Below are 1,619 nucleotides of genomic sequence, written 5' to 3'. Positions count from 1 at the left end.
GGCCAGACGCGAGTACGAGGCGCACGGCCTGCCCTTCCACGACACCGCGCACGCCGTGGGGAGCCTCGACGAGGCCTGTGGGCTGATCAGACGGCTGTGGACCGAGAAGGAGCCCTTCGACCACCACGGCACCCACCACCACCTCACCGGCGCCTTCGCCAACCCCAAGCCGGTCCAGCGCCCGCACCCCCCGATCCTCGTCGGCGGCCGCTCGTCCGCGACCCTGCGCATCGCCGCCCGGCACGCCGACCTGTGGAACATCCCAGGCGGCGACATCGGCGACGTGACCCGTCGCAGCGCCCTGCTGGACCGCTACTGCGCGGAGATCGGCCGCGACCCCGCCGAGATCACCCGCTCGATCCACCTGCCGGTCTCCTACGACCACCCCGGCGCCACCCGTGCGGCGATCGCCGGGGCGACCGACGCGGGCTTCACCCACATCGTCCTCGGCCTGCCGTCCCCCTATCCCTCCCACGTCGCCCGATGGGCCGCCGAGGAACTCGTCGGCCCCTCGACCCGACCGGTCACTTCCAGCCGTACGCGTACGCCGCCACCCACGTGATGTCGAGCTGTGCGCTGCTGCCCGGCGCCGCCCCCGGACCCTCCAGGGCGCTCTCGTTCTGGAGGACCCAGGACAGCGGCAGGTCCGGCACGTCACGGGTGTCATGACCCGTCTGCCGGCCGTCGACGAAGAACCGCACATGGCCCGGCGTCCACTCGGTGGACACCGTGTGCCACCGCGTCCAGTCGTCGCTTCCCGGGAACCAGCCCTGCTCACCGCCGCCGCAGGGGTGGTGGAAGGAGCTGAGGGAGCCGGTCCACTCGCCCTCGGGGTGGTCCATCTCGCAACCGCCGCCGTAGTGCAGCCAGGCGGACTTGTAGCCGGGAGCCAGTTTCGTGACCTTGATGCGCGCGCTGTACTTGCCGTACTGCATCTGCATCACCGCCCGCGGCACCAGCGCCGCGGCGTGCACGGGGCCGCCGTCCGCGGGCCGCCACATCCGGATCGACATGCGTCCGTCGCCGTTCGCCGCGGGACCGACGCTCACGGTGTCCTCCGGGTGGTAGACACCCACCACGTCCCGCCCCCGGCCGGCGGCCGTGTCGGGCCAACCCGTCGGGTACGCCCACCAGTTGTCGCGGTACTTCCCCGTCAGGCCCCCGCAGTGGGCCGCGGAGGTGTCGACGTCGTGGTCGCAGTCGCTGAACGAACCCAGCGGCACCCTGTCGCCGTTGAAGTCCTCGGCGAGGACCTGCCAGAAGGGCCCGCAGTCGCCCCGGGGCAGAGATGTGGCGGTGGTACGGCAGGCGTCGGCGGGAGCGGGGGCCCCGTCGGCCCGGGGGAGGCCGAGGAGCCCGCCGCCGACGAGGAGGAGGCTCGCGGCCGTCACCAGGACGCCCCTGCGGCGGTGCGGCGCTGCGTGTGAACCCATTCCGAGGCTCCTTCAGGCGGCCGACGCCGTCCGCCCGTACCGCGCGCCGGACCCTCTGAAGACGCACCCCACAAGGGAAAGGCCATCAACCGCGGCTGAGTGGACGGCACTTCGCGAGAAGACATCCTCGCCCGCCACCCGCGGCGGCGCCATCCCTGCGACGAGCCGCGAAGCGGAGGGCCCGCC

General features: G+C 73.2%; 2 protein-coding genes. One reads left to right on the top strand and one right to left on the bottom strand.

The annotated features are described in order from the left end of the window. Window positions 1-562 (top strand): LLM class flavin-dependent oxidoreductase (locus tag EHS43_RS44165; RefSeq protein WP_125196014.1); only part of this gene is annotated, 562 nt, incomplete at its 5' end. Here EHS43_RS44165 and EHS43_RS44160 read toward each other — a convergent pair. Then, window positions 525-1,433 (bottom strand): glycoside hydrolase family 16 protein, encoded by a 909-nt coding sequence (locus EHS43_RS44160; protein WP_125196013.1) that lies wholly within the window; start codon window positions 1,431-1,433, stop codon window positions 525-527. The two genes, EHS43_RS44165 and EHS43_RS44160, sit on opposite strands and share 38 nt — an antisense overlap. Window positions 1,434-1,619: the final 186 nt, after the last annotated feature.

Origin of the sequence: Streptomyces sp. RP5T, from assembly GCF_003933965.1 — a bacterium.
Classification (GTDB): domain Bacteria; phylum Actinomycetota; class Actinomycetes; order Streptomycetales; family Streptomycetaceae; genus Streptomyces.
Note: the sequence above shows the minus strand (reverse complement) of the source record. Positions and strands in the feature narration are given on the sequence as shown.